Genomic DNA, 8,312 nt, shown 5'->3' with positions numbered 1-8,312 from the left:
TCGGTTTGATTTTTTTTCGCCTGCTGAAGAAGAAGTTTTTTTTCTTCAATAGTTTTTTTGGCGATCAGTTTTTAGTCTCTCACCGTGTTTTTCTGTCCAATGCGTTGTGCACGGTCTGTGGCCTGATTCTGTGCCGCCACATTCCACCAAGGGTCAAAATGAATGACGATACTGGCACCGGTAAGATTCAGCCCCGTTCCCCCCGCCTTCAGTGATATCAGGAAAACCGGTACATCATTTTCATTAAACTCTGCCACCAGCTGCGCACGCTTGGATTTGGCAGTAGCTCCGGTAAGCTTGTAGTTTCTGATTTTCTCCTTTGCCAGTTCCTTTTCCAGAAGTACAAACAAGCTGGTAAACTGGGAAAACACAAGAATTTTGTGGCCGCCCTCCACTGCATTTTTAATCAATTCCATACAGGTATCCAGTTTAGCCGCGCCGCCCTTATAATTCTCATACACCAAAGACGGTGCGCAGCAGACCTGGCGCAGCCTGGTAAGCTGTGCCAGAAGCTGTATCTTCCCTGTCTGGAATTCCTCGTTGCTGGTGTGATTCAATATTTCCAAAAGCTTGTTCACATTCGCCCGGTAAAGTTCATTCTGCTCTCCTTCTAATTTGGAATAGATGACATTTTCCTCTTTTTCCGGAAGGTCTTTTAGCACCTCGGACTTCAAACGCCTTAAGATAAATGGTTTGATCATTTTCTGCAGACGCCCGGTGACAATCTCATCCTTTGATTGAACAATGGGTGTTTCGTATCCTGATTTGAATTTTTCATAGCTGCTTAGCATTCCCGGCATGAGATAATCAAATATACTCCATAGCTCACTTAACCGGTTTTCAATAGGCGTTCCCGTAAGTGCAAATTTCACATCTGCGCGGATGCACTTAACCGCCTTTGATGCCTGAGTAGTATGATTTTTAATATTCTGCGCCTCATCAATTATCTGGGCATAAAAATGTTTGTCCTGATATTCTTCGATATCCCGTTTTAAGAGGTCATAAGAGGTAATAACCACATCAAACTCCTCGTATCCTTGAAGCAGCTCTCTTCGCTCAGACATGCCGCCCGCCAGAACGCAAACATGCAGGTCCGGTGCAAATTTTTCTATTTCACTTTCCCAGTTGTAAACCAGAGAAGCCGGACAAACAATCAGGCTTGGCGTTTCCTTCTGTGGTCCTTCTTTCTTTTTTAACAGAAAACTAATGATCTGCAGCGTCTTTCCAAGCCCCATATCATCTGCCAGAATCCCGCCAAATCCCATGGAATCCAGTGTACACAGCCAACGAAATCCTGTCTTCTGATAATTTCTCATAACTTTCTTTAGGGAAACCGGTACTTCGTAATCACTGTCTTCCACATCCTTCATATTGCGGATCATGGACTTAAATGATGTATCCCGGTGAACCTGGGTACCTTCATTTTTTAATACCTGATCCAGGTAGAATGCACGGTATTTGGGTATCTCTATAGAGCCTCCTGAAATTTCTTTGGCTTTTAAGTTCAGACCGTCAGCCAGTTCTGAAATAACAGCGAGACCGTTATCCTCCAATTCCATGAAATCACCATTCTTTAACCGGTGGTACTTCTTACGATGACGGTAACTCTGAAGCATTCCCTCCAAATCCTCTTTGGAAAGTTCCCCCGCATCTACCTGAAGATCCAGTAATCCGCCTTTTACTGCGATACCAACCGTAATCTTAGCTGCCTGGGTAATCCGCAGTTTCTTAAAAGCGTCGGATACAAATACTTCTCCTACTTTCTCGATCTGTACAATTCCGGTTGTCAGCAAGCGGTAAACCATATCCTCATTTTCATCCTGAATCCAAAACCGGTTATCTGTGCTGATTCCTTCAAAATACGGCTCCACCGTCTTTACCGCTCTGGCTTCCTTCTGAATATCCCGGAAAGCATTGCTGAAATCATAATGTTCTGCCAGATTGTAAACCTTTTCACCATAATCTGCTTCCATTAATGCCGTGATATATCCCTGTTCCCAGTCAAAATATATTTTGACTAATGCTTCCCGGGGAATATATTTTTCCAGGTCTCCATCCACGCGAAGGTTTGCATATTTCTTAAGAACCGGCAGAATGGAACTGCAAAACGAACTCATATCCTTTTCTTCTACATCCAAAACCACTTCTTTGTTAATTTTGCCTATTTTGCAAACAGAGCCCATCTCCCTGGTGAAATCTGAATCACATTCGTATACGGTTCTGCCCATTCTCAGATACAGCCTTCCATTTCCCCAGAATGCTTCCTCTTCCGGAATTACCAGGGAAAAACCACCGCCTTCTCCCAGACGCTCCAGGCCAAACTGCAGCCTGGGATTTTCCTTTACCACATATAACTCCTGATCCCGGGTCATATAGTCATCCAGATTGCAGGACTTCCCTACCATCAGGTGCAGGAAAGCACCCCTTGCTTCATCCGAAATTTTAAAATAACGCATACTGGGCAGATAAAACGTACTGTTATGATAATAGCGGTACTCTCCGATATATTTCTTCAGATAGGCAATTAACTCCTGCGCCTCTTTTGTAAATGCGCCCATTTCATGGATAAATCCTAATTTTTTCCCATAGTCCACCTTCTCATTCCGGTTAATTGCCTCCAGGAATGAATGGATATCCTTTACAACATATTTATTTTCCGCACCTACTCGAAAACCCAATGCCCATCCGGAATAATCCCGAACCAGTGTCGGCTCCAAATCTATATTTCCCGTAACCTCCGGCTGAAGGAACTGTGCTTTGTTCTGCATGGCATATTCAAAGATCAGTTTGGATAACTCCGGTGCCGTATGAATCTTTTTAGACTTTATCTGCTGAATTTTAAATTTTTCAAAATCATAGAGCGCTTTGGATTTCTCCGGTGCGGCATACTCCAGTGCAAGCGCCACGCAGTGTTTACACATACCCGGATATTTAAAGAAAGCCGGACATTCACACTCATACTCCAGGAAATCATGATTCTCCATATCATAATCAAACCAGACATGATAGTCTGTACCCGAACTGCCTTCCACATCCCCACTGGCATGAAAGATCCCGGAAGCTTCTTCCGTATCGGAATGAATGCCGTATACCATTCCATTATTTTTCAGGGAAATACCCTTTTGAAAAGATTTATTGTAGCAGTTGTCCTTTATTGTTCTAATATCAATCTTCATATATTTTCATTACCTGTCGCTGTTCTACTTTCAGCTATTCTTCTTCCAGTTTTTCCAGATACTCCTTATAGTCGCTGGATAAAACGCCTTGGTGGGGTGCATTTTTTTTATTTATATTAACGGCCGCAGATGATTTGATGATCGGCTGTAACGTACCGGCACCAGCTACACAGCCGCCAGGACATGCCATTCCTTCTAAAAGATAGCCATTGTACTTTCCTGCCTTTGCCATCATCAGCATTTTTTTACAATCCCGCAATCCTTCTGCACTCACGACTTTTACTTCCCGGTTAGGCTGTAATTCTTTAATACAGTTTACCACAGCGTTTGCAACGCCTCCGCTGACTGCGAATCCCCTTCCGTCTCCACTGGACTCGGAAAGCTTACTTTCATTGGTAATAGCGCTAAAGTCCACATCCCTGGCTTCAAACATACCCATGAGTTCTTCAAATGTCAATACAAAATCAATATCGCTTCGAATGGATTTCCGGCTGGCTTCCAGCTTTTTCGCAGCACAGGGACCTACAAATACCACTTTACAACCCGGATGCTTCTTTTTAATCAAACGACCTGTCAGCACCATAGGTGTCAATGCCATGGAGATATAAGATGCCAGCTCAGGATAGAGCTTTTTCGCCATAACGGACCAAGCCGGACAGCAGGATGTAGCCATAAACGGCTGTTTCTCGGGAACTTCCTCCAGGAAATCTTTTGCCTCTTCAATGGTACACAGATCCGCTCCGATTGCAACCTCCACTACATCCTCAAAACCCAGCTGTTTGAATGCATCCCGCAGTTTCTCCGGCGTCAGTTCCGGTCCAAACTGTCCAACAAATGCCGGTGCAATTGCCGCATATACCGGAACATCGCTTTTAATTGCCTGTATGGTCTGGAAGATCTGGCCTTTGTCCGCAATTGCTCCAAACGGACAGTTGACCAGGCACATGCCGCAGGATACACATTTATCATAATCAATGTCTGCACGTCCAAGTTCATCAGAACCAATGGCATCCATGCCGCAGACTCTTGCACAGGGACGTTCAATTTTCATAATTGCATTATAAGGACAGACTTTGATACATTTTCCGCACTTAATACATTTATCCTGGTCTATGATAGATTTTCCATCTTTAATAGAGACTGCATCCTTTGGACAAACTTCCACACATGGATGTGCCAGGCATCCCTGACAGGCATCCGTAACCCGCACCACATTATCGGGGCAGGAATGACAGGCAAACTTAATAATATTTACAAGAGGCGGATCATAATATTTCTCAGCGATGGCACTTTCTTCGATTCCATCTGATATTGGTGCATGTTCGGTCATTTTCCGAAGTGGCAGGCCTATGGACAGGCGAAGTCTCTCACCTACGATTGCCCGTTCCAAAAATACACTTTCCCGGTAAGAAGCTACTTCTCCCGGTATTATTTGAAATGGTATTTCTTCAATTCTGGAATAATCCCCGCCTTCATACGAAAGTCTTGCTACTTCCGTAAAAACGCGTCTTCTAATATCGTTAACGGATGTATATATCCCTCGCATCTTCATTGTGTGTCCTCCTATCAAACTGATATCTATTAGTAAATACGCAAAAAAGGTCAGATATTATTTCGCTCTGACCTCCTTGCCGCTCTATTATATTAACATATATTTGTCTTCGTGACAAGTTCAAACCTGATTTGCTACGTGTGCCGTATGAACACATTTAATGTTTGCTCAGATATGCCTTAATTCCCTGAAAAACTTCCTTGCTGATTATATGTTCCATTTTACATGCATCCTTTTCTGCAATTTCCTCAGATACATCTGCTACTTTCACAAGAAACTCTGTCAGAAGTTTATGCCTCTCATATATGGATTTCGCAAGATCAGAACCTTCCGCTGTCAGTTCTAACTCTCCGCCGCTTTCAACTGTTATGTAGCCGTTTTCCTTTAATATTCCAACAGCCCTGCTCACACTGGGCTTACTGAATTCCAGTTCTCTTGCAATATCGATGGAACGAACCGTCCCGTTCTTCTCTTTCAGCATTAATATTGTCTCTAAATAATTTTCTCCGGACTCGTACATCAAGTTTCACCTCCAATAGTTATTACCTTATAATATATACGATTTGGAGGCTTACGTCCAGCAATTTTATATTTTCATCACTATTGCACTAATACTGCCTCTATTTTATCTTCCGCTAAAAATCCTTTTTTCTTCAACCCGGTTTCCAAAACCTCTGCCCATTGCTCCTGGGACAACCGGATAGTCGTATTGCTTTTTAATAAAATCGTACATCCATTTCGGATACCTGCATCCTGGTCACAGGACAGGCGGTACATATTCCTTCTGTCAATTGCTCCTATTTCTTCTAATGTCTTTACCATACGGTATACCGTTGCAATTCCAATAGAAGAATCTTTGCCATGTGCCTGATAGTAGATCTCCTTACAGCAGGTACATTCTTCATCCAATATAATATCAATGATCAGCTTTCTCTGTTTCGTGATGCGTAGACCTTTGCTGCGCAGTTCATTGATGATTAGTTCTTTTTTATTGATCAGCTTTTGGATCGGCTGACTGTCATATTCTCTTGGTTTCAACTAGATCACTCCTGTCTTTCTTATACTTTCTCATAGATTAAAAGATAAATATTAATTCATATCCACAGTTTATATGGTTAGCCCCAACTAACCACTACTGTAAAAATTAACAGAATATGTCCTTGATTATTCTGCTAATTTTATCTATTTCTTAATTCTGTACAAAAGCTGTTCATCCTTAGTCTATTCCACCATAATCTTCTGCGCAAGGCTGCGGTTTAATGCAATTCGGGTTCCCCTTATCATTAAGGTCATTCCGTTTAAGTTCTCCCCCAATACCTCGACTTCCTGTCCTTTTACGAATCCAAGCGATTCCAGATGACGTTTCATTTCTTCAGAACCATAGTAAGATTTCACAATTCTTCTATCTCCGGACGCTGCTAATGCTAATGGCATAATACCGCTCCTTTCTAACTCTAATGTATGTAGTGGACACTTAATTTTATATGGTTATCTTATGCTAACTTTTCAAAAAAGTCAAGTCTTTACTGATAATAAATATTATTTTGTTAGTTTTCGCTAACTCTATTTCTTAGAGTCATAACATTTTTGGTGATATCTTAATAGAAAACTTCATAGATCTAAATAGAAATCAGGGGTACTGCGTATAGACTTGCATCTCTCCACAGCACCCCCAACTCTTATAATTCTAAAATCTCAAATTTTAATACCACTGCTTTTTTCTCACCGCTTTTCAGCGTCATAAGTGTATGGTTTTCTTTCTCCCAGGTCTTGCCATTCACACGGCAGTTACATGGTTCAAGCCCCAGGGCATAATCGCCGGATGCTGCAGATTTCCATTGAGTCAGATTTGGAAGCTGATTTTTGTTATAATGAACTTTCAGTCCAAGTCCCAGCTCTTTATTGATGACGGCAGCATAAGTATTCCCTTTGTCATCCGCCTGTACCTGATGGAAAAATACTTCTTCCGGTTTGCCATCTTCCGGCGCTTCCATTTCTCTCCAGTTTAAACTCGTCTGACTGTCTTCCCCTCTCAGAACTGTTTCTTCCGCAGGAATGTCTATCACAGCGCCCTGGTCCAGCAGCGGATACCCTGCATTACAATGGTAAAGCAGCATAAAAGGTACTTCTTCATAGGATTCATTTTCAAATTCATCCTGTATGCTGATTACATTGGAGCCTAAAACCGTTTCAATGGTTCTGCGCAGTACCACATTTTCACCAAAAAGCTGTGCCTGACGCATCTCTCCTGAGATCCTGATATGATATTCATCTCCCACCCAGAAAGCATCCCCGCAGACATGCTCAGCCGGTGTTGACCGAAGGCTTCCATGCATCGGCAGGGGATGATGAGGCTCCACCTCAGGTGTCCCTACATTATCCGTTCCGCATGTGAAAAATAGTCCGCCCATAATGCTGCGCTGGGCATCAAAACCACTGGAATCATAATGCTGACGATTCTGTAAACCTGGCTTGCTTAAAAAGTTCAGTGTTCTGCCCTTGTAAGAAAGCTCCACAATATCCAGACATTTATCCTGTGCTGCCGTAAACTGAAGCTCACCGGATTTCACCTGAAATGCTTTCATGCCACAGGCGCGTCCTTCTTTAAACTCCATGTTCCGTACATATGCCATTTGCTGAATACTGCCCATTTTTTTTAATTCTGATTTCTGCATATTCCCTCCTGCACCTTATCCTTTTATACCGGAGCACCTAATGCTTATCCTTTCATGCTGACCCGGATTGCAGGCATTAAGTGCCGTTATCCTGGTCATACATCCTGATATAGCTGAGTGACAGGCTCTGGTATCTTTATTAGGTAAATCAAATTTACTAATTTCATTGTATCGGCTTTTCAGGAATTTTCAATTGCTATTTTTACTAAAATTTTCAAGTCATCTATGTGCGTTTTTCCGTATTGATCTTTACTATACGATATCCTGCGTCTGCAACTGCCTTCGTTAGCTGTTCATCCTCAATTTCCAGGTAAAGCCGCGATGATCAGAATGATAACCAGATTTGCCGGATTCATATAATTTCCTCCTCTCATCCATGTTTTGATACATACAGGAAATGCGGGTGCAAAAGTATGGAGAAGCAACCACTTCTATAAATCCATACCTCTGCCCCGCAATCCTGCGTTTAACCTATCTTTTTATGCTGAGGTTTACAACTATTGCAACTCCCGCCGCATCCGGAACAACCGGCGCACATACCACCTTTTTCTTTTTGCTTGATGATATATCGCACATCCAGAATTACGACAAGCAAAATCGCAATTGATATACTGACTGTTGCTGCATTCGCAGTGATCCAACTTAACATACGGGTCCCTTCTTTCTTCTGTCATATAGTTTCTGCCGCTTACAGCGCAAGCAGCGCGGTACCGGATCTGCATTTATGCTGCGGCGCGAGTACCGCCCGGTGCAAATACACCAGTCGGCACTAGTGCCTCCCGGCGTATTTGCGTCGGGCGGCAACTAGTTTTATCACGCTCTTGCCATCTTGCCAGATGCCTGTTTGTGTTTGTTCGGATTATAAGCCGGACGGAACAGCATAAACAGGAAAATAATTAATATAATTGT

At 42.7% G+C, this 8,312-nt stretch carries 6 protein-coding genes; all 6 read right to left on the bottom strand.

Features of this window, described 5'->3' with window-relative positions; translation table 11 throughout:
- Positions 1-71 precede the first annotated feature (71 nt).
- Positions 72-3,176, bottom strand: coding sequence for an SNF2 helicase associated domain-containing protein (locus ACH2DQ_RS04295; RefSeq protein ID WP_395025706.1), 3,105 nt, complete (start codon positions 3,174-3,176; stop codon positions 72-74).
- Positions 3,177-3,210: 34 nt separating this feature from the next.
- Positions 3,211-4,722: a 4Fe-4S dicluster domain-containing protein gene (locus tag ACH2DQ_RS04290; protein ID WP_394912899.1), complete on the bottom strand. Its 1,512-nt coding sequence runs from the start codon at positions 4,720-4,722 to the stop codon at positions 3,211-3,213.
- Positions 4,723-4,885: 163 nt separating this feature from the next.
- Complete coding sequence (locus ACH2DQ_RS04285) at positions 4,886-5,248, bottom strand: metal-dependent transcriptional regulator (protein WP_394912865.1); 363 nt, start codon at positions 5,246-5,248, stop codon at positions 4,886-4,888.
- 80 nt (positions 5,249-5,328) lie between these two features.
- Complete coding sequence (locus ACH2DQ_RS04280) at positions 5,329-5,766, bottom strand: transcriptional repressor (RefSeq protein WP_394912866.1); 438 nt, start codon at positions 5,764-5,766, stop codon at positions 5,329-5,331.
- 183 nt (positions 5,767-5,949) lie between these two features.
- Positions 5,950-6,162 carry a ferrous iron transport protein A gene (locus tag ACH2DQ_RS04275; protein WP_394912867.1) on the bottom strand — a complete coding sequence of 71 codons (213 nt, stop codon included), beginning with the start codon at positions 6,160-6,162 and terminating at the stop codon, positions 5,950-5,952.
- A 245-nt stretch (positions 6,163-6,407) separates the two neighbouring features.
- Positions 6,408-7,403: an aldose 1-epimerase family protein gene (locus tag ACH2DQ_RS04270; protein WP_394912868.1), complete on the bottom strand. Its 996-nt coding sequence runs from the start codon at positions 7,401-7,403 to the stop codon at positions 6,408-6,410.
- Positions 7,404-8,312: the final 909 nt, after the last annotated feature.

The sequence above is a fragment of the Robinsoniella sp. genome, assembly GCF_034124845.1.
This window is presented reverse-complemented; position numbering and strand designations above follow the sequence as displayed.